This is a genomic window from Pseudomonas syringae pv. coryli str. NCPPB 4273, from assembly GCF_000972175.1.
Lineage (GTDB): Bacteria > Pseudomonadota > Gammaproteobacteria > Pseudomonadales > Pseudomonadaceae > Aquipseudomonas > Aquipseudomonas syringae.
In genome coordinates, this window is sequence record NZ_AWQP01000004.1 from 73669 (window position 1) to 97590 (window position 23922).

The following is a 23922-nucleotide window of genomic DNA, read 5'->3' on the forward strand; positions in this document are numbered from 1 at the left end:
GCCGCCCAGCGCGGCCCGGAGCACAAATGAACACTATCGAGTTTTTGAGTCACCAAGAGGTGTGCGAGCTTACCGGCGCGCGCACGAAAGCAGGACAAATAGCTGTTTTGGCGCGCAACGGAATACGCCACACCATTAAGCGCACAGGCTGGCCCTGTGTCGTGGCTGCGGCGTTGGTTGGCGGGAAAGAGGCTGTTAAAGAAAGCACCGGCTGGCAGCCGCGTAAGGCGGGATAAATGGGACGAAGACCATCGGAGCCAGGTGCTATTACCCGGCTTCGCAAGCGGAAGCGAGGCAGTCTCATTTATTACACCTACGACCTCGGAGGCAAGCCGCGAAAGGAGATATACCTGGGCAAGGATTATGGCCTGGCCATAATCGAATACGCCAAGCTGGAGAAAGACCGGGCCGCCACCGAGCGCGTTAAGTCAGTCGTTACTTTCGCCTACGTCGCGCAGCGCTACCTGGTTGAGGTGGTGCCAACAAAAGGGCCGGCAACGCAAAAGGACAACATCCGCGAACTGAAACAATTAATGCTGTTCTTCAACGACCCGCCGGCACCGCTGGAAGAAATCCAGCCGCAACACGTCCGCCAATACCTACGCATTCGGGGTATGAAAGCCAAGGTGCGGGCGAACAGAGAAAAGGCACTGCTGAGCCATATCTGGAATTTTGCTCGCGAGTCCGGCTACACCAGCCTTGCTAATCCTTGCGCGGGGATCAAGGGCAACAAGGAATCGGGCCGTGAGGTGTACATAGAAAATGACGTCTTTGCGAACGTCTATGCACACGCCTCTGAACCGGTTCAGGATGCCATGGACATCGCGTATCTCACTGGCCAGCGCGTTGCCGACACGCTGAAGATCGACGAGCGCGACATTCGTGATGGGGTGATCCATGTTCGACAGAACAAGACCAATGCCAAGCGTCGGATCGAAATGGGACCCGAGTTGCTTACCGTACTGGACCGCATCGCGGCTCGCAAAGCCGCCCTCGTAGTACGGTCCACAAAGTTGATCGTATCGGCGGACGGCCAGGCGTTCACTTACGGCATGCTTCGGTATGGCTTTGATGACGCACGCGAGAAAGCGGGTGTTGCAAAGAAGGATTTCCAGATGCGGGATCTGCGCGCCAAAGCTGGCACCGACAAAGCCGAGGACAGCGGCGATATCTTGAAAGCCAGGGATCAACTCGGCCACACCACCGTGACCATGACCGAGCAATACATCAGAAACAGGATCGGCAAAAAGGTCACTTCCACCAAGTAAATCTCCTCGCAAAATCGTGCCGCAAAAAATGCACGCCCCGCGCAGAGTCTTGCTTACAGCGGAACGTTATTGCACTTTTTGAGGCATCAATGCTCCTGTAACCTTTTGTATATATTAGGATTTTATGGGGACTTAAAATCCCTCGTCCTTTGGACGTGCCGGTTCGACCCCGGCTCGGGGCACCACATATATGAAGGGCTTACCGGGCATTTTGCCGGGTAGGCCCTTTTTGTTTTGGTTCGGAAAAACAGTCGTTTATTAGACTGTCTGGCCTGCAACGACGGCGGTGTCTCCGCACAAAAAACCATCTGATGAATTGTGTGCTGGATCACCAGACGCAGCTTGTCGACGCATTGATCAAGACCTGCGCCCCTGTCGTCGATCGCCTTTATTATGTATGACTAGAGCTTGCGTGATGCCGCCGATTTGGAGCTGTACCATGCCAATATGGAAAGCTTGCCGGTGCCGCAAAAGCCGGGAGAGCTGCCGGTGCTCAAAAAGGAAAGCCAGCGCAACCGCACCACAAGCCGCTGCGGCGCCCATACCGGTCGAACTTCCCCAAGCCGACGAATCTTGAAGCTAATGTCAGCGCCACTGATCTTCGTGCGCTGGTAAAGGCCAGGCTCCAATCTCGGCCCTCACCGTAAACTGGGGCGCGTTGGACGATCTGGTGCACATTCAAGGCGCTGATTTCCAAATGGACGGAGTAACCATCACGCAGGTGGCAGCATGATGACTACCGAACTGAGCACCATCCAGGCCAACAGCGCCAAGTCATCCGAGCTGTCCGAGGCCTTAAACGAGTTCCAGCGGAACGGTGGAACGGTTCGCGACCTTGAGTCGTTTCAGGTCGCGCCCCGCCCTCCGCGTAAGGAGCCGCCACCCCGAAAGCCCCGATACAACGGCGCAGATCACCGGAAGTATGTCGAGGAGGAAGAGGACCTGGCGCTGCTCAAGCGTATCGAGGCGATGCGCGACCTGGGCGTCAGCCACTTCAAGGCCGAGAAGCTGACCGGGATCAACCGCACCGTCATCAGGCGAATCGTTCAGAAGTACAGCCTGGACTACCCCAGCAGCAGCCGGGCGAAATGAAGCGCCTGCAAATGCGCGTCCGCCATGGGAGACGCCAGCAACACATTCACTTGCCGCCCAGCGGCTTACAGGAGCGGTTTAGTTGCGATGGGTCAAGAAGAGCGATCAGCCAAGACGGCGCTGAAGCGGAAACTGGTCGCCTAGAAAGAGCTGCGCCACCGGGTTCGGCCTGGCATTGAGCAGGCCCTGAATCGGGTTCGACAGCGCGGCAAGATTTCCATCGTCAGCGAGGTCTTGCAGATCGCGATCATGAAGATGGATTTGATGGATGATGAAGAGCTTGATGCCTTCCTGACTTATCCGCGCCACGAAATCGTGGTTAGCGAATCCGTGGCGCGGGCAATCTACGACGCGGGCGTCAGGAATATCCGGAGCGCCAACCAAGACGAATCAGGCGAGGTCATCTCACCGCTAGCCATCAATTGCTGCGACTGAGCTGAACGTTCTGGCTGATGCAATTGATGTTAGTCACCGTGCCCATGAAAGCATTCATCTGCACAGAGCACTTTTCAATATTCAGGCCGTTTCTGCCATCGCTTGAGATGTTGGTCACGTAAGGCCCTGCGGTTGAACAGCCAGCCAACACGGCTACAGCGGCAAATAAAGCAAAAATCGACTTCTTCAAAGTACAGCTCCTAGTGCCCGGCTCCATGCCGGTCACCCGTAATACCCCATCCCAAACCAATTTGCCACCACCGGACACGGAGGGCGGCAAATACAGTTTCGCCCCTCTTCAACTCAACATCCCACCCAGTGGAATCAAGCCCCGGAGAAAACCATGTCCACACCTACCGATACAACCGAGTTTCTGAACGAGCTGAATGGCGGAGCCTTCGCCAGCCAGATTGGTTACGCAATTTCCGAAGTCGCCTCTGGCGTTGTCGAGCATGGCAAGGCCGGGAAGCTGGTCATCACCCTGGACATGAGCCAGATCGGCGATTCCCACATGGTGAAGATCACACACAAGCTCGACTACAAAGTGCCGACCAAGCGCGGAACCCGCAGCGAGAACACAGCGCTGGATACCCCGATGAACGTCGGCACCGGCGGCCAGGTAACGCTGTTCGCTGAAGCTCCGCACCTTGGCCAGCTATTCGAGCGCGACCAAGCACCGGTCAAGCCGCGCACCTGATCAACCGCAACAACCCTTACTCCCCAAATAGACCTGAAATATGTCCCTCACGAAAGAAGCAATTCAACTGATCACTGACACCGCGCTGATCGCAGACGGCAAAGAGCTGAACACAGTAACGCCTACCATTGTGCTGCCCGAAGGCGCGAAGATCATCAACCTTGAGCAGTTCGGCGCAGGCCGCAGCCGCTTCCGTGGCACGTTCTCCACCAACTCCCTGGCCGACTTCGCCAAATACGTTTCCGACCGGGCAGTCGCCGACGCGAAAGGCTTCATCAATCAGGACGAAATGACCTGTTCGGTGCTGTTCAACCTGGGCAACGAGGAAGTGCCAGGCCACGCAGATGATCGCGCCGTGCTGAAGCTCAAGCCCAACGCTGCCTATCAGGCCGTGCAGGCCATCAGTGGCCGGGCCATGTCGCAGAAGGATATGAGCGACTGGATTGAAGACTGGCACAGCACCCTGTCGGCGGTCGGTGATGAGCTGCAGAACATCCCGTTGGCCAAAGCCATCGCCGCCGTGCGCACGATCACGGTCAAGGCGTCGTCGGAAAGCGATCACACCGTCAGTGAGACCCGCGCCAGCCGCAGCGCAATGGATGCAATCGAGGCAACCAGCAAGGAAATCCTGCCCACATCGCTGATCTTCTCAGCCGTGCCGTTTGAAGGCCTGCAGCAGCGCGAAATCATCCTGCGAATCTCGGTCATCACCAGCGGCGCACAGCCGGTGTTGAAGCTGCGTTGGGTCGGCGAGGACGTGCAGCGCGAAGAGATTGCGCAAGAGTTCAAGTCAGTGCTTGAAGCGAAGGTGGGAGATGCCGCTCAGCTGGCTCTGGGCAGCTTCGCCGCCTAACTTTCAAAGCGTCACGCGCCGGTACTCCGGCGCTTTTTTATTCACACGCACACACTTTTTATTTGAACCACTTCAACCTTACTAAGGATTCTTCTGTGATCCCTCGAAATCGATAGGGCCTGTATGGATGAAAAGCGTGGCATCCAACCCGGCTACTTTTTTCCGAACTTGATCTGGGGTCTCGATTGAAAAGTGAACCGCGTACCCGCTGCCAGAGTCATGCCTCTGGATGTTCGTGACGTATTGAGCGACCTCCCACGCATCCAGGCCGATAGCCCTGCCGAGTATTCCGTTGCGGCGAACTTGATCTGACTCTTCTGGCTGACTGTTCACGATCACTCCTTGAACCGGCCCTATGCCGATCATCATCTATAGCTCACCCCCAGCCTATTTGCCACCACCGGACACAGAGGGCGGCGCATGCATGGAGATTGCCATGAGCAAACGAAAAGACATTCTCGACTAGCTCAGCAAGGACGAATTGCTGGCATGGGTGCGCACGCAGTTTTTTCCCGGTTTCCGAAGCGCAGCGAAATTCTGTATCTCCGCTGGGAAAAGCAGTCATCTGAAGCGCTCGAAGAGATGCGACTGGAAAATCTGGAAGGCCCAGGAGTCGACCTTAAAGAGCGAGACCGTTTGGCAGTCAGATTCAACGAGTCGACTGACTCGGCTGAAAAGCTGCGCCTCCTTGAATTGATGGAGCCGTACCACGCAGCTCTGCATGCTCACATCAAGCGCTCACAAGCTATCAACCGGAAGCTGAAACGAGTCGAAGCTGAAACGAGTCGACGCACTGTACGAGCAGATCGATATCGAGCGCCAAAAAGAGTAGCTCACGGCGCCACCCGACCTCACCCTCACCTATTGCGCTGAACGCCTCGGCAGGCGCATACCTGCGATTGGATGTGAGCAAACAAAGTCAGATGCTGATCCGGGTAGAATCAAGTTTGCGCCCGCCCGCGGCATATAGCGGAAGGTCGCCGTCGTTGAGTTCGGGCTGAGTAAGAAGATGATCAAACGGCTGATTCGTGAATACAATCACGATTACCCACTGAACAATAAAAAAATTATGTTAGATGTTTAATGTCCAATAAGTAAGAAAAATCCTTGAGATTATCCGGCAGCCTTTTATCTTTTGATGTTTTTGCATAATCAAACTTTATACAGCCCAACGCAGCGCCTGCAGCGGCACCGAGAGCGACTGGCAGCGATAATGAGGGGGCTATGACTCCTCCCGTGGCAGCTAGCGTGCCCAGCCTTACAGGGTCAATATGAACGCGCAGTCCTGATACCAACTTGTATGAAAAGCTGGGCTCAACGACTTTGCTTAAATCCGATAGTGACTGACTCAATCTAGTTAATGCGGCGGAGTTGGCTCTTGGAATGTCACCAGAAGAGGTCACACATTCATATACTTCGTCAAGGTGCGCCCTAAAGGCCAGCAACTCATCGGCACGTTTATCTTTGAACTCCAAAATCTCTGCCAACGGTACAGTTTCTATCGGGCAAGGGAGAAGCTCATATAACGACATTTCTACGACATCGACTATTCTTGAAGACTTACGAGCATCTATAAAGCTCACACCGGCTCCCCCTTTCACCCAAACCTCGTTGGAACTAGCAGTTTTTTGCAAAAAAGCCTCGTCATGTACATCTACAAAAAAGCTACCATTCATAGTGCCTGGCATTTTGTTTATCACAGTATTAGAAAGAACTTTACAGCTAGCAAGGAATTGCTCATCAGGGCTGGGTGTGATGTGGAACGCATTATTAACAGGGCGTTCGATCAAATCGAAATAGGTTAAATAAAAACGCAAATCTTCAGCATTTATACCTGTCCGCTCTACCATCAGAGAGTCTCCATTAGCGCTTATATCGGCGCCAGCAATGACAATTCCTCTTTTCATCCGTCTCGCTCCAAAAGCTAAATTCACACCAATCATTATCTATAGCTCACTCCCAACTAATTTTCCACCACCAGAACCGGAGGGCGGCGCATGCAATGCAGAAGCTTCCCCCTGGAGGCTCCAAGATGGTCGCGATCGCAAAGCAAAGGAATTGCGAGGATGCAAACAATAGAGTCAGGCCACTACCGACGGGTAATCATCATTTGCGGATGCGCCTTTGACGTATCGACATATAGCATGAAGTATTGCTCACCCACGTTGAGGTCGGCATCCGTGAAAAGAATATGGAGCTCATCCCCGACTCCATCGCCGGCTCCGCGGAACGAAAACTCAAAATTGACGGACTCCCCCTTGTCTAGGGATTCAAGACTTTTTGTGGCCGCTTTTAAATCCCCTTTGAATCCGAACATCACTCTTGACACTGGAGCGCCAAGGTTCTTGAAACTGAATCTGAGATCATGCAGGTCCCCCGCATGCATCCCGCCTGACCCGGTAGCTACAAAGAATGGCTGAATCAACGCTGCTCGTTGTCTCTTAGCCTCTGCAGCGCTCGCGAGATCAGCCGAGACCTTTTAGCGATTTACGGATACTAGGTCTCGCTGGGCTTCAACTGAGTTCCTAAGTTCTTCGGCTTGGAGGTGTAGCGCCTGAGAGCTCTGACGGAGCTCTATGCCTTGCTGGAAAAATCCAAGCACCAACCACAGAACTGCCAGCGGCCCGAATGCGCCGGCGAGAAAATCACCTACCTCATTCAGACTCATCGTCCTCAACGTCTCGATGCGGTCGCCCACCAGCCACCAAATCAATAATAGATAAGCGCTACTTATCAACGCGCCCGCCCAAGCCAATGTCCTCGCCATAACACTCTCTATACAAAAGTACTTAGGAGAATACCATGACGATACTGAGTGCCGATAATGAGAGCCGAAGCGGTTCAACCGGCTACGAGGCCAAAAACTGATTCAAGATATCCCAAAACAATACCGCAAGCTCTATCACCACTTTCACTAACTCCAAGCACTTAATCAGCTTTTCCATATCATCACCTCGACGTCATTGAGGTGAATTGTCCTAGCCAACGTCTTATCGTTCCACTTGGGGTTTTTCCATGCTTTCACCGTCGCTCGATCTCGCTGATTCATCTGCGTTTACACCTGTGCAATTGGTAGATGCCAAGTGTGGTGGAGAAAAAAAACCTTCATAAAAGCAACTTTCCGAAAGCCTAAAAGGGGAAGTAAATTTCCTCGAACAGTGCCGATAAATGCCAAATTTCTGAAATAAAGTGGGAAATTAAAGCTTTCCCATTTCCTACTACTTACCAAGCTTTTCATTCACATCGCCATTCGGAATCGCTTATGAGCCAGCTCCACCAGATACTGGTAGGCGACTGCATCGACATGATGCTCACGCTGCCAGATGAAAGCGTGCATACGTGCGTGACCAGCCTGCCCTACTACGGTCTGCGTGACTATGGCGTAGAAGGCCAGATCGGACTTGAGGAAACACCTGCCGAGTTCATCGCTCGGTTGGTCGACGTGTTCCGCGAAGTGCCCCGGGTGCTTCGCGCTGACGGCACGATCTGGGTGAACATGGGAGATAGCTACGCTGGCAGCTGGGGAGCGCATGGCCGGGACGACATGGGCGTCGGTGTTTCGACGATCAGCCAGCGCCAAGTGATGGCGAGCCAGCGCAAATCGAAAGCGACCACACATTCTGAGTACAAGCCGAAAGACTTGATGGGCATGCCTTGGCGCTGCAGGACGATGGCTGGTATCTGCGGCAGGACATCATCTGGCACAAGCCAAACCCTATGCCGGAGTCGACGCGCGACCGTTGCACGAAGGCTCACGAATACCTGTTCCTGCTCAGCAAGTCGCGGCGGTACCACTACGACAGCGACGCGATCAGAGAGCCTGCCAACCTGACCGGCAAAGGAAACGCCAACGGGTACCGAGGCGGGGCCTACGTGAACAGCTACGCTGAAGGCGGCAAGCGCACCAGCTCTGGCAACACGGTGCCGAATAACGGAGTCGGCTGGGGTCACGGCACAGACAAAGCTTCGCGGAACCGCCAGCGGGTGACATTGCCGACCGACTGGGATACGTCCACCGGCGAAGGTGGCCACGGGGCCTTTCACAAGGATGGCGCTGAACGGAAGCGGCGGGACAGCTTCAAGCGTGAGGACTCGAAGCGCGAACAAGCCATTCCCGGCCAGTCCAAGGGCACGCACCGGCCTGACCGGGATGAAAGCACCCACGATACCGCGACGCGCAACAAGCGCAGCGTCTGGACCGTGGCGACCCACGCATTCAAGGAAGCCCACTTTGCAACCTTCCCGCCCGATCTGATCAGACCCTGCATTCTGGCCGGCGCGCCGCGCGGTGGTATGGTGCTGGATCCATTCGGCGGTGCCGGTACTACGTCGCTGGTTTCGATGCAGGAAGGTCGCCGGTCGATCATGTGTGAGCTGAACCCAGAATATGCGGCACTCGCCCGCGCTCGTATCGACACGGCATGGCTGGATGGCGCTGCGCAGATGGACGTATTTCGCGATTCAGCACCACATCACGGTTATTAACCAGGCTTTACCTCTTTCTGAAAACTAGCGGCCGGTTCAAGCGGGAAAGGCCTATAGGCGGCAAGATTTTCGTTAAGGAATTTGGCGATGTCTCGGGCTTTGTTCATGTCTGTGCCGGGCTTCAGATCAAATGCCGGCGGATCTTTTTGAAGCCCTGGTATATGGTCGTGAAACTCCATATTTAAATATGGCACTCCATCACCAGATTCTTTGATGGTGAAAACTATCCGCGTCTTGTGGCTCATCGCAATCTCCAGTCTCCGACTCCATGTCGGGCACCACATCAATACCCCACTTCAACGACTCACGCCACCTCTACCTGGCGTTAACCCAGAGAGATACCCACTTGGCAGCCCTCAGCGACGAAACCTTGCAATATATTCCAGTTTTTCCCGTCCTGCGAAAATGAAAGAACTTCTTCGTCTCCTTTCAAGAACCACCCCTCGAATTCCATATTTATTTTCTCTATGGCTATCGCGTGAGGCGGCGAAACTCTTAGCTGCAAAGCAACGTCACCGGCACCTCTACGCAGTGTGATCTGACGCCCTACCACTTCAACATCCCAGTTTTCGTCGCCCGCATAAAACTCATTATTTAAAATCTTCAAAGTAGTTGCGCCGGTCACATCAGAAAACATTCCAGAGAGGCGAATAGGCGCGCCTTCTTCTTCAGGCGGCAGAAGAGAAATCAAGTTGACGCCCTTAACCTGGATAATGACTGCACAATCTATGAAGTCTTGGCCTGCGAATCTCACAGAAATTGGCTCGGGCCCAAAATCAAAAAGCTCCGAAGCAAACCCCTGCTGCTTGCATTTAGGGTTTTGATTTGCACGAGCCACGGTTTCGGCTGATAACGTGCCACGTGCGCGTTTTTGATTGCATTGTGAACAAAGCAAAGTCATCCCGTTCGGATTGTGCTCAGTCGCGTCTTTGAAATCTGGATCGAAGTGCTCGTACTCATAGTAGGCAAGGCCACATCTCACACATCCGAACCCGCATCGCCGGCGTATTTCTCTACGAATAGTTGCTGGTATGGTTCGCCCCAATCCGAACTTGTTTTTCTCGCCCATTAGTACTGCTTCCTAAGTTCTTAGCCTCTCTAATATAGATCAATAGGTGGAAATACATGACCAATCTTTGGTGACGACTGGTCGCCAAGCCACTCTCCCAACCCTCCACAGCGAAGGTGGTGCTGCCTGAACGCCTTGACCTACCGCATCAGGACGAGTTTGAGAGCGCCGACCAGTATGCAACTGCGGTTGGCGACGTAAAGACTTGGAATTCCTGCCTTGATGTAGTCGCCAAGCTGAACACCCCGCAGAAACCACTCCCTACTTTAACGAATCACGCCACCCCGGCGAGGATGAACTATGTCCGCTCACCAGAAGAAACACCCGTTCGATTTTAAAACCCAGTACGGCCTTGGCTTCAATCCGCAAGACGATGAGATCGTTGTGGACTTCTTCTGCGGTGGCGGCGGCGGCGGCGGCGGCGCCGGTACCGGGCTGGAAATGGGCCTTGGGCGCACCGTCAGCGTTGCCAAGAATCACAGCCCGGCAGCAATCAGCATGCACACCGTGAATCACCCGGGTGCGAAGCACTTCACGACCGATGTGTTTGACGGCGATCTGGATACCGAATGTGGCGGCAAGGCCGTGGGCTGGTTCCACATGAGCCCAGATTGCACCCATCACAGCCAGGCTGCTGGCGGGCAGCCACGCAAGCGCGAGATCCGCAACCTGTCTTGGATCGGCTTGAAGTGGGCAGGCAAAAAGCGGCCTCGCGTGATCAGCCTAGAGAACGTAAAGCAAATCCTGCAATGGGGGCCGCTGGTGGCAAAGCGTTGCAAGTCGAACGGGCGGGTCGTGAAGCTGGGCGGCGGCATTGCTGCACCTGGTGAGGTTGTGCCGGTCGATCAGCAGTTTCTGGTGCCAGACTTTGCCCGGCGCGGCCAGACGTGGGCGGTGTTCGTGGCCGAGCTGGAGCGCCTGGGCTATGCCGTCGAGTGGCGTGTGATCCGAGCGTGCGACTTCGGCGCGCCAACCAGCCGGGAACGCCTGTTCATGATTGCCCGCTGCGACGTACAGCCGATCGTGTGGCCAGAGCTGACCCACGCCAAGCGCCCCGCCAAAGGCCAGAAGCCTTGGAGGACCGCAGCAGAGTGCATCGACTTCGCCGGCCTGGGCAAAAGCATATTCGGACGCAAGAAAGACCTGGCGCCGGCCACCTTGCGGCGAGTGGCCAAGGGCATGAAGAAGTTTGTCATCGATAACCCGGCACCGTTCATTGTGCCGATTGCGAACTGGTCCGGCGAGACGGTGCAGTCGGCCAACGAGCCGCTGCGCACGGTCACGTCATATCCAAAGGGCGGTGCTTTCTCAGTTGTCAGCCCGGTCATCGCACCAGCGACCCACCAAGGGAGCGACCGCATCAACGACCCGCTAGAGCCATTGCCGACAATCACCTGCGCCAACCGTGGGGAACTGACATTGATCAGCCCTACCCTGATCCAGTGTGGCTACGGCGAGCGCGAAGGCCAACAGCCTCGCGTGCCGGGTATCGATCAGCCATTAGGGACGATCGTTGCCGGTGGCGTTAAGCATGCGCTCACAAGCTCGATTCTGGTGGGTGCTGGCGGGCCAGTTTATGCAGGAAAGCCAGTAGCGGCAGATCAGCCGGTGGGCACGTTGATGACTCAGAACCACCGAGCGGTGGCCACTGCATTCATGGCTCAGATGAACGGCGGCTTCAACACCACCCACGCCAAAGGCGCTGACGAGCCAATGACGACGATCACCAATACTGGCAGCCAGCAGCAACTGGTGACAGCGACGCTGATCACCAACACAACCGGCCACGGACCGACGAACCTTGAAAGCCCGGTACCGACCCTGACAACAGGTCAGCACCACGCCCTTGTGGCCGCAAACCTGGTGCATCTACGCGGCAACTGTGATGCGCGGGACGTGAACGATCCGCTACACACCATCAGCGCAGGCGGCCAGCACCACAGCTTGGTCACTGCGTTCATGGAGCGGCAGTTCGGTGCCAGCGTCGGCCAGCCTCTGGATGAGCCAGCGCCTACCGTTACGGCAGGTGGCGGCGGTAAAAGCTCTGTCGTCTCGCTCAGGCTATCGCCAGAGCATGAGGAAGGCGCACTGCGTGTCGCCGCGTTCCTGATCAGTTATTACGGGACCGAGAACGTCAGCGGTGCAGGTGAGCCAGCACCAACCATCACGACCAAGGATCGCTTGGCTCTGGTCACCGTGATGGTCAAGGGCACGCCCTATGTGATCGTCGACATCTGTCTGCGGATGCTCAAGCCGTCCGAGCTGTACAAGGCTCAGGGCTTCCCAGCCGACTACGTCATTACCCACGGCGCCGACGGCAAACCGTTCACTAAAACTCAGCAGGTTCACATGTGCGGCAACAGCGTCAGCCCGCCGGCGATGGCTGCACTAGCAAGGGCTAATGATCCATGGTGCGCAGTACAAGGCAAAGCATGCGCCGCATAATGCCAACTTTCTAAGAGAGGAATATAACAGGACACTTACTCATACAAATCAACTACTCTGCTTCTCGGGCACAAGCGGCAAGATAATTAGCATAGAGGGCGAGACAAACCACCATTACGAACAAGCGTTAGGACGGCTTAGATTTATACTTTATCTTTATTCAACAGCCATGGATATTTTTTGACAAAGTTTAAAAATAACATTGGCTGTGTTTTGTATAGCTCATCAAAGTAGTCCAGGCATCGCGCTGACTTGGCAGGATTAAAAGCTGAATCAACACCATCAACCAAAGTGGCATTTGGCCCCAACCTCAGCGCCTTGTTCGCATTCATCGTCAAATCAAGAAAATCTCGATTACTTTGCATCCCACATGCAAAAAAGGCCTTACCAGCTAGACTTCTCTCATCCTCATCAAGCCCCGAAGGATCAGTGTGTAACTGCAGGATAATTTCAAAAAAATCCATCTGAGCTTTTGCTTCCTCCTGTTTTAAAACGTGACTTGAACTAAACACATCAATGACGGAGATGATAGTAAAAACAATAGCTATAACAGTGGGCGTTAAGGATAGTGTTGAAATCCCCGCCTCCCAAACGACAACTGATATTGCCGACGATATGCCAGCTATAAAATAAGCTGCAGCCGCCCAATAACGAGCATCATAAATAGCCATCCCCGCCAGCACCAAACCTGTTGATAACATAATTAAGCCCGTAACCAACCGCCAAATACTCATGCCATTTTCCGTCCATTCTTGGAGAGCGGGAGTATAACCCGGAAACCAGAAATCTCTAACGGTAAAATTTATGTCAGCCGTGATATCAGCAAAAACGAAGTCTTACCTGAGATAAGTGCCCTCTCAATCGTTCGGAATGAATGTGGAATCGGGAAGAACCCGGCTTGGCCTAAAGGAGTAGAACGAAAGCTCTCTCGCATACAACTGGTTTGCAAGTTATGAATTGGAGATCCAGGTTGTGACCATAAAGGGGGATGGGCCGTTCTGCCTACGGTCCGGCACATGGCTATCTGACAATAAATATCAGCTCTTCCCCTGTCAGTCATCGCCACGCCGTACTTGAGCCGGCCTAGGTACTGCTCGTGCATTGAGTAGACCCGGTCATCGATAATTCTGAAAATCATCGTTGTGCCTGACCAGATATTGCCGTCCACCGCCCGCCTGCCGAGACTGGCGTTGCGTGGGCCGTAAACCTCATCCGCCGTTGTAGTGCATTCCATGACCTCTCCTTGGTGCTGCCCCAGCTCCTGCTGGCTGCCTGGACCATAACCGTGTTAAAGCGAAACGGGATTCGGCACACGATCAAAAGAAGTGGCTGGCCGTGTGTGATCGCATCGGCGCTGACAGGCGAAGCCGTGACCACCACGACTACAGGCAAACCTAAATGGCAGCCACGGCTGGTGGGATAAATGGGAAGGAAGCCGATTAATCCCGACAGCGTCACACGCCTCAGAAAGCGTAAACAGCGCAGCGGGGTCGTCTGTTACTACTACGACATCGGAGGTTCACCGCGAAAGGAAATCCCACTGGGCTCTGACTATGGCATCGCGATCGTCGAGTACGCCAAGCTGGAGAAGAGCCGAACATCATCGGCCCTCGTACAGCAGGTGCTGACCTTCGCGTATGTCGCGGAAAAGTACATGGCTGAGGTCGTGCCCACCAAAAGCCCGGCAACACAGAAAGACAATGCCAGGGAGCTGAAGCAACTTCTGAAGTTCTTCGACGATCCGCCAGCACCGCTGGAAGCGATCGAACCTCAACACGTCGTGCAGTACCTGCGCCAGCGAGGCAAGGCGGCTCCTGTCCGAGCAAACCGGGAGAAGGCGCTACTGAGTGCTATATGGAATTTTGCGAGGAGCGCTGGCTACACGGCGCTGGCCAACCCGTGCGCGGGCGTCAAGGGTCACAAGGAGGTTGGGCGAGACCATTACATCGAGGACGAAATGTTTGCTCTGGTTTACAGCCACGCAGAACAGCCGTTGCGCGATGCTCTGGACCTATTCTATCTGACCGGGCAACGGATCGCGGACACGCTGAAAATGGATGAGCGCGATATACGCGACGGCCGGCTATGGGTTCAGCAAGGCAAGACGAATGCAAAAAGGAGGATTGAAATTACAGGTGAGCTGAAGTTGGTCATTGACCGCATTATGACCAGAAAGGAAGGACACAGGATCCGCACCTCCAGGCTGATCGTTATGGATAACGGCCAGCCCATGACGAGCAGTTCCAAAAAACTCTTTGCCGCGTTCCTGATCAGTTATTACGGGACCGAGAGCGTCAGCGGCGCGGGCGAACCGGTACCAACCTTGGCTCTGGTCACCGCAGCAGGTCCACATGTGCGGCAAAAGCGTTACCCCGCCGCCCATGGTAGCTCTCACTCAAGCGGTTGCCTTGAACAACTGGTGCAGGGCTGAACCGCTTGTCGCCAGCCACTGAAGGAACGGCAGTAGCTGGCCGATACGATTGCATTACCCTTCTAGTTCGGATAGGGAAATCAAGGAAGGCTACACTACGATGAATCGCCTACGCGGCACTATGTTATCAACACGCCTAATTTCTGCGTTTGTGGTATGCGCAGTTGTCACACTAGGGGTCGGCCTTGTCGGATACACGGGTATCACAGGCCTCAAAAACAGCGTAGATGGGATCGTCAATAACAACCTCGTATCTGTGTACAACACGAGTAATGCACGCTCAAATGCGATAGCGCATTATCGCGACTTGCACCGCGCACTGCTGTATAAATTTGCAAAGGCAGACCAAGCCAAATATGACGAGACGTTGAAGTCCTTAGCAGACAATCAAAAAGAAGTAGAACAACTTTTCAATGCATATCGGCAAACGCCTCTGGAAGACGATGAAAGAGCGGCAGGTGATCAGTTTGAAAAAGACTGGCCAGCGTACATTAACGCATCCTCTCGCGTGATCGAATTAGCGGCGAAAGGTGACCTTGAAAGCGCGAACAAGCTATTCGCACAAGAGGTGGATCCTGCCTACAAGAAAACAAACGATGAGTTAAAGATAATGGTAGCGTCAAACAAGCGCCAGAGTGATGACGTCGCTATAGAAGCCGCGAAGACTTCGAGCGTCGCATACGGTTCATTGGGCATAGGCGTAGTGATCGCGTTTGTTGCTGCAATTATTCTGGGCTTATTGGTCACACGCTCGATCACTCGACCGCTTTTGGGGGCTCTACGGACCGCAAAACAAGTGGCCGACGGCGACCTTTCTCAACAAATTGATGTCACCGGGAATGACGAGATCAGCACACTGCAATCAGCACTAAGCACGATGCAAGTTAACCTAAGAAATACTGTTAAAGAAATTGCCAATGCGGCTGATCAATTGGCCTCTGCGTCCGAAGAGTTGAATGCAGTTACGGAGGAAAGCTCCAAAGCGCTGATACGCCAGAATGATGAAATCCAGCAAGCCGCTACGGCGGTGAACGAGATGACAGCAGCGGTTGAGGAGGTAGCGCGCAATGCCTCAGGCGCGTCTGAGTCCTCTGAAGAAACTAGCCGCAGTGCTATTGAAGGACGTGATCAAGTAAAGAATGCCGTTGGATCGGTTAATACTATGGCAGAGCAGATTTCTCAATCGACTGAAAAGGTCACGGTACTCGCCACGAGAGTCAATGAGATCACAGGCGTTCTCGCAGTTATTCAGTCCATAGCCCAGCAAACCAACCTGTTGGCCTTGAATGCCGCAATTGAGGCAGCCAGGGCTGGCGAGCAGGGTCGCGGCTTTGCGGTAGTCGCCGATGAAGTGCGCGCCCTTGCGCACCGAACGCAGGCATCGACCGCAGACATTGAGGCCATGATGGCCCAAATTCGTGCGGGGGCGGATGAAGCAGTGATCTCTATGAATAACAGTAGGAGCCTTGCAGGAGAAACCCGTGATCAAGCGATTCAGGCAGGTCACGCGCTAGACAGAATCACCGAAGGTGTCTCAATGATTAATGAGAAAAATCTCGTGATCGCAAGTGCTGCCGAAGAGCAAGCTCACGTAGCTCGAGAGGTCGACCGAAACCTGATTAATATTCAAGATATCTCCACTCAGACTGCAACTGGCGCGCACCAAACCAATGCCTCGAGTGCAGAGCTTTCTCGACTTGCCGCCTCATTTGGAGTATTGGTCAATAAGTTCAAGACCTGAATAAAGTTGATCAGAACGCGTGTGTATATAGTAGGCATCTGACAATAGCGCATTCAGATGCCTGTGTGCTTGCGCACAGATCTTCCGCCTCGCTTGAGGCGCGAAGACGGCACGTCGCTAGACTGGTCTGAAATCACATCGCCCCCAGACAGCATTGTCATCCCATGCGAATACATCCAGGACATGAACTGGAGCGAATACCGATCAGCAACTACACCAAAGCCCCTCCATCCTTTTTTTGCGGATCACAGGGAAAATAGGTACGAATAAGGCCCTCGCTGAACTTGGTAACCAGACGTCCCGAGGGATCTGAGTAAATCGCAGGCATGGAAAAGCCAAGCCGTGAGACTGGGCTTGGGCGATCGATACATCAATTGCGCGGGCCGTAGACCTCATCCTGACTTGTGGTGCTTTCCATGACCTCGCCAAAATCTGTCTGTCCATGCAGACATCGAGAATCACTCACCATCAGCATCGACCACGCTGAATATTGACCGCCCCCCCTCCCAGAGACCTGCATACCCTTAGGGCAATCATGAGCGTGACTAATGATTTATTGAAATCAATTCGTTTTTGTTCATGTAGGTAACCGACCTAAAATCCCTACAGCTCTTCACCCTCAGCAGAATAACGGCTGCTGATCGAAGACACAGACATCAGTCAACGCTAAAAGGGGCAAGACGCCTATCCGGGCGTTGCCTCGTAAGGAAGGATGCCAAGCCTAGATGAAAAAAGAATTCACATTTTCTATCAAGTGTACTTGTTTTGATGAGGATTACTCACCCTCAGACACTACCCGAGTCACGACTAATTTTGCGAACCTGGCCAGGGGAAAAAGTCGCCGAGAGAATTTACGTAATACCTTGAAGATGATCGACAATCGCTTCAATGCCCTGGCGCACTGGGACAACCCTAAAGGCGATCGTTATACGCTGGCGCTGAACATTGTCTCTGCGGAAATGAATATCGATGCTGAAGGTGATCACTCTGCTATTCCGTTAATTGAGGTTTTGAAGACAACGATCATTGACCGAAAAACCAATACGCATATTAACGGAATGGTAGGAAATAACTTCTCTTCCTACGTGCGAGACTATGATTTCAGCGTGAGATTACCAGAGCACAAAAAAAACCAGTCCGGGTTCAGCACGCCAGAAGATTTCGGAGATCTGCACGGAAAGCTCTACAAAAGCTTTGTCAATTCAACCAGCTACAAAGCGCATTTTGACAAACCGCCTGTTATCTGCCTGAGTGTATCGAGCGCCAGAACCTATCACCGGACCGAGAATCAGCATCCTGTTTTAGGGTATGAATACCAGCAGGATGAATACTCGTTGACGGATGAATATTTCATGAAAATGGGCTTGAAGGTTCGCTATTTCATGCCCCCGAACAGCGTTGCGCCTCTGGCGTTTTATTTCTCGGACGATTTGCTGGGTGACTACACCAATCTGGAGCTTATTAGCACCATCAGCACGATGGACACCTTCCAGAAAATTTATCGCCCTGAGATCTATAACGCAAATTCAAAGGCAGGAAAAATCTATCAGCCTAGCTTGAAAAATAACGATTACTCATTGACCCGCATTGTGTACGACCGCGAGGAGCGAAGTCAGCTGGCTATAAAGCAAGGGAAATTTGTTGAAGAGCACTTTATCAAACCCTATCAGCCCCTTCTGGATCAGTGGTCCGCAAGCTGCATTCTTTGATCATTTAAAACCAAGGTTGATTTTTCATGAAAAAACTTTTGCCCACCTCCACTGCTGGCAGCTTGCCTAAACCTTCCTGGCTTGCACAACCTGAGACGCTCTGGTCACCGTGGAAATTGCAAGGGGAAGAACTGGTTGAAGGTAAGCAGGATGCGTTACGTTTGTCGCTGCAAGAACAACAACTGGCCAATATTGATATCGTCAGCGACGGTGAACAAACGCGCCAGCATTTTGTAACTACATTTATTGAGCATCTCGATGGCGTCGATTTTGAACAGCGCGAGACCGTTAGAATTCGAGACCGCTATGATGCGAGCGTGCCAACGGTGGTGGGTGCTGTCGCTCGCCGAAAACCAGTTTTTGTTGAAGACGCAAGATTTCTACGCCAGCAAACCAGGCAGCCTATCAAGTGGGCCTTGCCCGGACCAATGACGATGATTGACACCCTCTACGATGCTCATTATAAAAATCGTGAAAAACTGGCTTGGGAATTTGCCAAAATCCTCAACCAGGAGGCCAAAGAGCTAGAGGCTGCCGGGGTTGATATTATTCAGTTTGATGAGCCTGCATTCAATGTGTTTTTTGATGAAGTGAATGACTGGGGCGTCGCCACCTTGGAAAGGGCAGTTGAAGGGCTTACATGTGAAACGGCCGTGCATATTTGCTATGGCTACGGCATCAAGGCGAATACCGACTGGAAAAAAACGCTGGGCTCCGAATGGCGACAGTACGAAGAGGCCTTTCCCAGGCTGCAAAACTCCAGTATCGACATCATCTCGTTGGAATGTCACAACTCGCACGTCCCTATGGATCTGCTTGAACTCATTCGAGGCAAGAAAGTGATGGTAGGAGCCATTGATGTGGCAAGCCATGCCATTGAAACGCCTGAGCAAGTCGCCAACACGCTAAGGAAAGCGCTTAAATTCGTCGACGCCGACAAACTCTATCCCTGCACCAACTGCGGAATGGCCCCTCTCCCTCGTCATGTCGCCAGCGGCAAGCTGCGCGCGTTAAGTGCAGGGGCAGACATCGTCCGCAAAGAACTCTTGAGCCAGTGATCGGCTACGTACGCAAGTCAGTAGGCGATACTCAGGCCTGGCTTGCACAAAAAAGCCCGGCGCTGAAGCCGGGCTTTCTGATCATCTATTCCTTATGCAGAACACGCATGGCCAACGCTTCGCTGGTCGCTTGCACCCTGTCCTTCTCGTCTACACCTTCCCAATAGAACGGATTCTGGAAGCTTCGAGACGCGTAGCGTTCACTACTTAACGGGCGGCTTGTCAAAATCGACATCAAGCGTCTGATAAAATGCCATCGGTGATTCAGCAACGATCCAGAGAAGAAGGATGACGTGGTGACCTTGTTTGCCCTCTGGCAGTACTGCAGAGATCTCTGTTTTCGGAGCAAGTTCTTCACGGTGCTCGCTATACGGGTCAAGAAGAGAGATCTCTTCGTAAAAAGGTTTCTCTTGAAAGTGGGCACGCGTCAATCGAGTGCTCTCATCCCAGCCATCTTTAGTAATGAACCAGCGATAACCACGCGTCACATGCGGTGCCTCATACCGCCAAGTCACCATAAAAGTGCTGACACCTTTCACACCTTGGCGAGGCCAGCCTTCAGCGTTGCCCTTGGCTACCAGTCTGTCTGCGACCTCTCTATCGGTATAATTCAAGCACTCACGCTCGTCGGTCCAACCTCCGCTCACTATAAGGCCATCCTTTGGAGGCTCCGCACTGGGAACATCAGATTTAAAACCAGCGAATTCACCTCCAATGGTATCCGGAAAGTTTTTGCCGCTTTCTATCCCATGCAGGTGCCACTCCAGTACCCAGCTCTGATCCATTGCATAAGAGCCCCTCGTTGCAGGGTCTGTAATCCGCCCGTGTTTAACTCCCGTGGTGGTAGCATCACTCATGTCCCTGTCCTCAATTATTAAATCAGGCATACCTTGCCTGTTACCCAATTGAAGACCTGCTTTCATGAACGGAATAGCTAGCAGTTCAGCGAGTTGATTTTTCCGTAAAACCCTGAAACAGGCGTGCGGGAAGCTAACCAAACCAGCCCGCTCGCCACTCCATACTCAGCAGCAGCGTTTCAGAGCATCACGTTAATGCGAAAGACGTTCTGCTCAGGGTCCAGCAGCACGGCCTGATACCAGTTGTAATAGGTCAGGTACGGTTCCTTGATCAGTTTCGCGCCCTGCGTCACTGCCAGCGGCACCAGTCGGTCCACCTCGGCCTGGTCGGACACGTCGATGTTCAGCAAAAACCTGCACCCCGTGCTGCCTGCAAACGCTTCCAGGCCAAGCAGCTTGTACGCATCCAGTGCGTTGAAACCAATGCAGGACTTGCCGGTGTCCAGCCCGCGAAAGATTGGTGACCTGATAGCCTCGATTTCGCGAAAGCCGAACAGGTTCGAGTAGAACGTGCTCAGGCGGACGATGTCCTGCGCGAACACGTTGACGTAAGACAATGAGTTCATATCAGGCCACCTTGCTGCCGCCAAAAGTGGTCTGCTTGACGAACTTGGCCAGCAAATGATCGCCTGATGTGACCGGCGCATGCCGAGGCGTGGCGCCAGGCTGCAGGCAGCCTGGCAGGCATTGAATCAACGTGTCGTAGTTGGGTTGGTGGAAAAACACCAGAGACTGTCGACGGTTGTCCTGCTCGCTGGTCATCGGCGGGTTGACCACTCGATGCAGCGTGGAAATCCACTGGTCGTTGGTCCACTGCATCATCAGATCGCCAATGTTGACCACAAAACCATTCTCGACATACGGCACATCGACCCACTCGCCTTGACGATTACGTACTTGCAAGCCGCCCAGCGCGTTATCAGGGCGCACTATCGTCAGACTGCCGTAGTCGGTATGCGCACTCGCGCGTAATTGACCAGCCTCGACTTCGGTCTTGATATCCGGGTAACTCAGGCTGCGGAACATGCTGATATGCCGGTCGATCTTGTCATCGAAAAAACACTCATCCAGTTCCAATGCCAGGGCAAACAGGCGCATCAACGATTGAGCCAACTCGCTCATGGCATCGAAATAGGCCTGATAAGCCTCCTTGAATCCGGGCAGCAGGTTTTGCGCAGGCCAGACATTCGGTGCGAAGTGCGAGCCGGCCTGGGCATTGTGATAATAATCTTCATCCGGCACATCGCTCGGCCCGATGGAGAAAGACTCCTTGAGATCCCCCGGCGCACTTTCCTCCAGAGAATAGGAAAGGCTCTCCTCGGCCACCGCACTGTACCCCCGCACCATCTCCGGGCTGGGCCGATCTACCTTGCGCTTTTCCGCCAGCGGCAAATCAAAGAATTGGCGGGTCAAACGCGAGACCCTGTCGATAAGCTCTCCGGGAATCTGATGCTCGGTGATGACCAGAAACCCGATGTCCCTGCACGCCTGATTGACTGCTTTGGCTACAGCGGCCTTGCCGTCCGGGTCTTCTGAAAAATAAGGGGCCAGGTTGATAATGGGCACATAGTGCAGAGTCATACGGCTGTTTCCTCTCGCTGACACGCTGCTGAAAAGGCTCACCTACAAGGGTGAAGATCAGCGAGGCAAGAGCAGAAAGCATGCCACTGGAAGAATTCATCGTTCATACAAGCAGTTAGCTGGTTCGACGGTTAAAGCCGGATCAAATGGTCTGAAACAGAACGCATGGTTTGAATGCACAGGTATGAAAAAACGGGCCAGAATTGCGCACATTCGACCCGCTGTTTTCAGGCGCTTGCAATACGCTCGATGACGTCGGCGGTCGTCGTTACCTCGCCGAACTCATAGGCAATCGTCGTCAGCGATATTCGCTGTACCTCTTCGGCTGAAACAGCGCCGAACCCGACGTCCGGGTAGTCCATCGCAGCACTCGCGTCGCTCAGGGCGATGACTTTGTATTCTCGGTGAACCCCGTCCCTGATCGTGGTTTCACAACACACATTGGTGACCGTACCGCAGACAATGATCGTATCGACATCCCGCGCACGCAGCACGGTGTCCAGGTCCGTGTTATGAAAGCCGCTGTAAAACAGCTTGTCGACAATCACGTCACCGGGCCGAGGCGCGAGCGCTTCGATAACCTCAACGTCCGGATCATGCCGTGCCAGTATCTGGTCCACATTCGGATAAAGATCACGCATGCGCCCGGTATCAGAACCATCGCCGCGCACGATATGGCGAAGATAAACCACCGTCACCTGCGCAGCCCGCGCGGTTTGCAGCAGCTTCTGGATAGGCTGGATGATGTCCGCAGTACTTTTTACGTACAACGCCCCGGTGGGCTCACAAAATACTTTTTGCATGTCTACAACGATGACCGCCGTTCTGCGCGGATCGATCGGCCAGCGGACAAGGGGTTTGCTCATGGGACTTACCTCGATTGAGCCTGACAGGCTGGATAGCCTTGCCAAGCAATAATCGTGCTGTAGGTCTCCATAGCATCAGCAGGGAAGGACTGCGCACCGTTCACGCGGCATTACAACGTATGTGCCTCATGCGCCTGAACTGCCGTCCTAAACGCATCGAAAATACAAGGAACGTTGTTATGAAGCCGAGTTTCGTAGAGCAAAAACCGTCAGGCAGGTTTCATCTGAAAACCCATGGCATGCTACTGCTGGCACTTGCCTTGACCGGATGCGGAACGATCAACACCACGTTTAGACCCGATTCCGTCGCAGGTGAAAAGCTCACTGACTGGAAATCAAATTGCTCCTCCATTCCGCGCGTTTACAGCGGAGTTATGCTCGATTTCTGTGAACTGAACGCCGAGCCCAAACAGAGTAGTGCTTATCAGAAGACCAATGCGCCTGAGTGGGTTTTACTGGACATGGGCTTATCAGGCATCGCAGATACATTGCTCCTGCCCTACACGATTTATCAGCAAAACCAATACGGCTACATCAACGCAAGCCGCTTTAAATAGCGGCTGAGCTCGGCTTTCGGAACCCATCACTTTCATCGCGCCCGATAAAAAACCCCGCAGACGTTAATCTGCGGGGCTTTTGAATGGTGGGAGCACAGGTGGGAATCGGATCTGCAGAAACGTGTCAATTGCGCAAAAAACATCAAACGAAAGCTCAGGAATCCTTGAAGTTCTTCAACTCCATTTTGGCATTGGCTATCAGGTCAGGCGTCATTGGCCTTCCCTGCCTGTCCAGAAGTACCGGGGTGCATGCGCATCGACAGCGCACGCGGTTATCACCTTCTGCCCACCAATCGAGCATCTGCTGCCCCGTGAATAACTCGCCATGTCGTTCGATATGATGCTCCCGACTGGTGGTCGTCAGGGCGGACAGGTGCATGAATTTCACAGTCATCCCGAGACGCTCTGAATCGGCGATGTCGTTCTGCAACTTGCGAATCCGCATTTCATGAAGTTCGGAATCAGAAATTCTACCGACCAAGGCTGAGCCCTCGTTAAAACACACATGAAATTAATAGACCACTCAAGCAACTCGCGCCACTTTCCAATCGTGTATGAGCCAGTTCTTTTCCTGGCTGAGCGCGGTGCCTATGAATGATTTCAGTGTCCCGGAGTTGTCCTGATCAGATGGAAAAATACAAATCTGCGCCCAATAAAAAACCCCGCAGACGTTAATCTGCGGGGCTTTGAATAGTGGAGGCCGAGGTCGGAATCGAACCGGCGTAGGCGGATTTGCAATCCGCTGCATAACCATTTTGCTACTCGGCCTCAAACGAAA

Annotated in this window: 25 protein-coding genes, 2 tRNA genes and 3 pseudogenes; 16 read left to right on the top strand and 14 right to left on the bottom strand. The window is 53.5% G+C overall.

What is annotated here, in order from left to right; all coding sequences use genetic code 11:
• The first annotated feature begins 26 nt into the window (after positions 1-26).
• The 5 genes from P406_RS02200 (at position 27) to P406_RS02210 (ending at position 2360) form a co-directional block, all read left to right on the top strand.
• The gene (locus P406_RS02200) at positions 27-236 is read left to right on the top strand and encodes a DUF4224 domain-containing protein (protein WP_024640763.1); all 210 of its coding nucleotides are present in this window, start codon (positions 27-29) and stop codon (positions 234-236) included.
• Positions 237-1268: a tyrosine-type recombinase/integrase gene (locus tag P406_RS02205; RefSeq protein ID WP_046235189.1), complete on the top strand. Its 1032-nt coding sequence runs from the start codon at positions 237-239 to the stop codon at positions 1266-1268. It begins immediately after the preceding gene.
• 91 nt (positions 1269-1359) lie between these two features.
• Positions 1360-1453, top strand: a tRNA-OTHER gene (locus P406_RS28550).
• A gap of 223 nt (positions 1454-1676) precedes the next feature.
• Entirely contained in the window at positions 1677-1883 is a 207-nt protein-coding gene (locus tag P406_RS28555) for a hypothetical protein (RefSeq protein WP_054992239.1), read from the top strand.
• Positions 1884-1997: 114 nt separating this feature from the next.
• Positions 1998-2360, top strand: coding sequence for a hypothetical protein (locus P406_RS02210; RefSeq protein WP_003410773.1), 363 nt, complete (start codon positions 1998-2000; stop codon positions 2358-2360).
• 105 nt (positions 2361-2465) lie between these two features.
• Here P406_RS02210 and P406_RS29300 read toward each other — a convergent pair whose 3' ends face one another.
• Positions 2466-2744: a hypothetical protein gene (locus P406_RS29300; protein WP_162234434.1), complete on the bottom strand. Its 279-nt coding sequence runs from the start codon at positions 2742-2744 to the stop codon at positions 2466-2468.
• A 34-nt stretch (positions 2745-2778) separates the two neighbouring features.
• Positions 2779-2985: a lipoprotein gene (locus tag P406_RS02220; RefSeq protein ID WP_024641805.1), complete on the bottom strand. Its 207-nt coding sequence runs from the start codon at positions 2983-2985 to the stop codon at positions 2779-2781.
• 153 nt (positions 2986-3138) lie between these two features.
• On the opposite strand from P406_RS02220, the gene P406_RS02225 reads away from it, so the two are divergent.
• Together P406_RS02225 and P406_RS02230 are read left to right on the top strand one after the other, a co-directional pair.
• Complete coding sequence (locus P406_RS02225; protein WP_046235191.1) at positions 3139-3492, top strand: YfdP family phage-associated protein; 354 nt, start codon at positions 3139-3141, stop codon at positions 3490-3492.
• 40 nt (positions 3493-3532) lie between these two features.
• Positions 3533-4345, top strand: a complete 813-nt coding sequence (locus tag P406_RS02230) for a YfdQ family protein (protein WP_046235192.1) — start codon at positions 3533-3535, stop codon at positions 4343-4345.
• Positions 4346-5412: 1067 nt separating this feature from the next.
• Here the strand turns inward: P406_RS02230 and P406_RS02240 are convergent.
• Both P406_RS02240 and P406_RS02245 read right to left on the bottom strand, forming a co-directional pair.
• On the bottom strand, positions 5413-6288 hold the full coding sequence (locus P406_RS02240; RefSeq protein ID WP_144431132.1) for a DUF6236 family protein: 876 nt from the start codon (positions 6286-6288) through the stop codon (positions 5413-5415).
• Between the two features lie 146 nt (positions 6289-6434).
• Positions 6435-6770, bottom strand: a complete 336-nt coding sequence (locus P406_RS02245) for a hypothetical protein (RefSeq protein ID WP_144431131.1) — start codon at positions 6768-6770, stop codon at positions 6435-6437.
• A gap of 837 nt (positions 6771-7607) precedes the next feature.
• Between P406_RS02245 and P406_RS02255 the strand changes: the two are divergent.
• Positions 7608-8830: pseudogene (locus tag P406_RS02255) on the top strand (DNA-methyltransferase).
• On the opposite strand, the gene P406_RS02260 reads toward P406_RS02255, so the two are convergent.
• Positions 8827-9075: a hypothetical protein gene (locus P406_RS02260; protein WP_046235197.1), complete on the bottom strand. Its 249-nt coding sequence runs from the start codon at positions 9073-9075 to the stop codon at positions 8827-8829. The pseudogene P406_RS02255 and the gene P406_RS02260 sit on opposite strands and share 4 nt — an antisense overlap.
• Before the next feature lie 80 nt (positions 9076-9155).
• Positions 9156-9899 carry an HNH endonuclease gene (locus P406_RS02265; RefSeq protein WP_046235198.1) on the bottom strand — a complete coding sequence of 248 codons (744 nt, stop codon included), beginning with the start codon at positions 9897-9899 and terminating at the stop codon, positions 9156-9158.
• Between the two features lie 300 nt (positions 9900-10199).
• On the opposite strand from P406_RS02265, the gene P406_RS02270 reads away from it, so the two are divergent.
• Positions 10200-12344: a DNA cytosine methyltransferase gene (locus tag P406_RS02270; protein WP_046235199.1), complete on the top strand. Its 2145-nt coding sequence runs from the start codon at positions 10200-10202 to the stop codon at positions 12342-12344.
• Between the two features lie 143 nt (positions 12345-12487).
• Here the strand turns inward: P406_RS02270 and P406_RS02275 are convergent, their stop codons facing one another.
• Together P406_RS02275 and P406_RS29660 are read right to left on the bottom strand one after the other, a co-directional pair.
• Positions 12488-13078 carry a hypothetical protein gene (locus P406_RS02275; protein ID WP_046235200.1) on the bottom strand — a complete coding sequence of 197 codons (591 nt, stop codon included), beginning with the start codon at positions 13076-13078 and terminating at the stop codon, positions 12488-12490.
• A 286-nt stretch (positions 13079-13364) separates the two neighbouring features.
• A pseudogene (locus P406_RS29660) lies at positions 13365-13578 on the bottom strand (hypothetical protein).
• Positions 13579-13629: 51 nt separating this feature from the next.
• Between P406_RS29660 and P406_RS30585 the strand changes: the two are divergent.
• The 6 genes and pseudogenes from P406_RS30585 (at position 13630) to P406_RS02295 (ending at position 19283) form a co-directional block, all read left to right on the top strand.
• Positions 13630-13767, top strand: a complete 138-nt coding sequence (locus P406_RS30585) for a DUF4224 domain-containing protein (protein WP_482214075.1) — start codon at positions 13630-13632, stop codon at positions 13765-13767.
• Positions 13768-14775, top strand: a complete 1008-nt coding sequence (locus P406_RS02280; protein ID WP_235810410.1) for a site-specific integrase — start codon at positions 13768-13770, stop codon at positions 14773-14775.
• 121 nt (positions 14776-14896) lie between these two features.
• Positions 14897-15658, top strand: a pseudogene (locus tag P406_RS30050) (MCP four helix bundle domain-containing protein); the annotation flags it as partial.
• Positions 15653-16516: a methyl-accepting chemotaxis protein gene (locus P406_RS30055; protein WP_370737583.1), complete on the top strand. Its 864-nt coding sequence runs from the start codon at positions 15653-15655 to the stop codon at positions 16514-16516. The pseudogene P406_RS30050 and the gene P406_RS30055, both read left to right, overlap by 6 nt.
• 725 nt (positions 16517-17241) lie before the next feature.
• Complete coding sequence (locus P406_RS02290; protein ID WP_046235202.1) at positions 17242-18225, top strand: DUF1852 domain-containing protein; 984 nt, start codon at positions 17242-17244, stop codon at positions 18223-18225.
• Between the two features lie 26 nt (positions 18226-18251).
• The gene (locus P406_RS02295) at positions 18252-19283 is read left to right on the top strand and encodes a methionine synthase (protein ID WP_016568266.1); all 1032 of its coding nucleotides are present in this window, start codon (positions 18252-18254) and stop codon (positions 19281-19283) included.
• Between the two features lie 203 nt (positions 19284-19486).
• On the opposite strand, the gene P406_RS02300 is transcribed toward P406_RS02295, so the two are convergent.
• The 4 genes from P406_RS02300 to P406_RS02315 all read right to left on the bottom strand — a co-directional run bounded on the left by P406_RS02300 (position 19487) and on the right by P406_RS02315 (position 22587).
• Positions 19487-20140 carry a lytic polysaccharide monooxygenase auxiliary activity family 9 protein gene (locus P406_RS02300; protein ID WP_024665618.1) on the bottom strand — a complete coding sequence of 218 codons (654 nt, stop codon included), beginning with the start codon at positions 20138-20140 and terminating at the stop codon, positions 19487-19489.
• Positions 20141-20319: 179 nt separating this feature from the next.
• Positions 20320-20706: a VOC family protein gene (locus tag P406_RS02305; protein WP_046235203.1), complete on the bottom strand. Its 387-nt coding sequence runs from the start codon at positions 20704-20706 to the stop codon at positions 20320-20322.
• Between the two features lies 1 nt (position 20707).
• Positions 20708-21721 carry an isopenicillin N synthase family dioxygenase gene (locus tag P406_RS02310; RefSeq protein ID WP_046235204.1) on the bottom strand — a complete coding sequence of 338 codons (1014 nt, stop codon included), beginning with the start codon at positions 21719-21721 and terminating at the stop codon, positions 20708-20710.
• Positions 21722-21948: 227 nt separating this feature from the next.
• A complete protein-coding gene (locus tag P406_RS02315; RefSeq protein WP_046235205.1) occupies positions 21949-22587 on the bottom strand; it encodes a cysteine hydrolase family protein in 639 nt (212 codons plus the stop codon).
• A 179-nt stretch (positions 22588-22766) separates the two neighbouring features.
• On the opposite strand from P406_RS02315, the gene P406_RS02320 reads away from it, so the two are divergent.
• Complete coding sequence (locus P406_RS02320; protein WP_003410800.1) at positions 22767-23144, top strand: YceK/YidQ family lipoprotein; 378 nt, start codon at positions 22767-22769, stop codon at positions 23142-23144.
• A gap of 154 nt (positions 23145-23298) precedes the next feature.
• On the opposite strand, the gene P406_RS02325 is transcribed toward P406_RS02320, so the two are convergent.
• Positions 23299-23589 (bottom strand): hypothetical protein, encoded by a 291-nt coding sequence (locus P406_RS02325; RefSeq protein ID WP_032698585.1) that lies wholly within the window; start codon positions 23587-23589, stop codon positions 23299-23301.
• A gap of 249 nt (positions 23590-23838) precedes the next feature.
• Positions 23839-23912, bottom strand: a tRNA-Cys gene (locus P406_RS02330).
• Positions 23913-23922: the final 10 nt, after the last annotated feature.

Coding starts and splice junctions, on each gene's coding strand:
- P406_RS02200 (WP_024640763.1), top strand. CDS start 27: ATGAACACTATCGAGTTTTTGAGTCACCAAGAGGTGTGCGAGCTTACC.
- P406_RS02205 (WP_046235189.1), top strand. CDS start 237: ATGGGACGAAGACCATCGGAGCCAGGTGCTATTACCCGGCTTCGCAAG.
- P406_RS02210 (WP_003410773.1), top strand. CDS start 1,998: ATGATGACTACCGAACTGAGCACCATCCAGGCCAACAGCGCCAAGTCA.
- P406_RS02225 (WP_046235191.1), top strand. CDS start 3,139: ATGTCCACACCTACCGATACAACCGAGTTTCTGAACGAGCTGAATGGC.
- P406_RS02230 (WP_046235192.1), top strand. CDS start 3,533: ATGTCCCTCACGAAAGAAGCAATTCAACTGATCACTGACACCGCGCTG.
- P406_RS02240 (WP_144431132.1), bottom strand. CDS start 6,288: ATGATTGGTGTGAATTTAGCTTTTGGAGCGAGACGGATGAAAAGAGGA.
- P406_RS02260 (WP_046235197.1), bottom strand. CDS start 9,075: ATGAGCCACAAGACGCGGATAGTTTTCACCATCAAAGAATCTGGTGAT.
- P406_RS02265 (WP_046235198.1), bottom strand. CDS start 9,899: ATGGGCGAGAAAAACAAGTTCGGATTGGGGCGAACCATACCAGCAACT.
- P406_RS02270 (WP_046235199.1), top strand. CDS start 10,200: ATGTCCGCTCACCAGAAGAAACACCCGTTCGATTTTAAAACCCAGTAC.
- P406_RS02275 (WP_046235200.1), bottom strand. CDS start 13,078: ATGAGTATTTGGCGGTTGGTTACGGGCTTAATTATGTTATCAACAGGT.
- P406_RS02280 (WP_235810410.1), top strand. CDS start 13,768: ATGGGAAGGAAGCCGATTAATCCCGACAGCGTCACACGCCTCAGAAAG.
- P406_RS30055 (WP_370737583.1), top strand. CDS start 15,653: ATGCAAGTTAACCTAAGAAATACTGTTAAAGAAATTGCCAATGCGGCT.
- P406_RS02290 (WP_046235202.1), top strand. CDS start 17,242: ATGAAAAAAGAATTCACATTTTCTATCAAGTGTACTTGTTTTGATGAG.
- P406_RS02295 (WP_016568266.1), top strand. CDS start 18,252: ATGAAAAAACTTTTGCCCACCTCCACTGCTGGCAGCTTGCCTAAACCT.
- P406_RS02300 (WP_024665618.1), bottom strand. CDS start 20,140: ATGAGTGATGCTACCACCACGGGAGTTAAACACGGGCGGATTACAGAC.
- P406_RS02305 (WP_046235203.1), bottom strand. CDS start 20,706: ATGAACTCATTGTCTTACGTCAACGTGTTCGCGCAGGACATCGTCCGC.
- P406_RS02310 (WP_046235204.1), bottom strand. CDS start 21,721: ATGACTCTGCACTATGTGCCCATTATCAACCTGGCCCCTTATTTTTCA.
- P406_RS02315 (WP_046235205.1), bottom strand. CDS start 22,587: ATGAGCAAACCCCTTGTCCGCTGGCCGATCGATCCGCGCAGAACGGCG.
- P406_RS02320 (WP_003410800.1), top strand. CDS start 22,767: ATGAAGCCGAGTTTCGTAGAGCAAAAACCGTCAGGCAGGTTTCATCTG.
- P406_RS02325 (WP_032698585.1), bottom strand. CDS start 23,589: ATGCGGATTCGCAAGTTGCAGAACGACATCGCCGATTCAGAGCGTCTC.